The 211-nt window shown below is 24.6% G+C and carries 1 protein-coding gene; it reads right to left on the reverse strand.

Features of this window, described 5'->3' with window-relative positions:
* On the reverse strand, positions 1–211 hold a 211-nt coding region (locus ABOA88_RS24170; protein ID WP_440128015.1), incomplete at both ends, for a hypothetical protein.

Below are 211 nucleotides of genomic sequence, written 5' to 3' on the forward strand. Positions count from 1 at the left end.
CCAACCATTTGAGCTGATTTGTCATCAGTAACCATTGCTTTAGCAACAGTTTTTTCATCATTTAATTTCAATAATGATTCAAGAGAAATTGAAGAAGATCTTAGCATATTTAATTTAAAGTGTAATGATGAAAGTTTTTTATTTTCTACTAGTTTTTTATCTTTTTTACCTTTTATTTTTTCTTCCAGTTTTTGAATTTGTTTTTTGAATG

It is taken from the genome of Pseudomonas sp. PKS (genome assembly GCF_051913525.1).
Taxonomy (GTDB): Bacteria; Pseudomonadota; Gammaproteobacteria; order Pseudomonadales; family Pseudomonadaceae; genus Aquipseudomonas; species Aquipseudomonas guariconensis_D.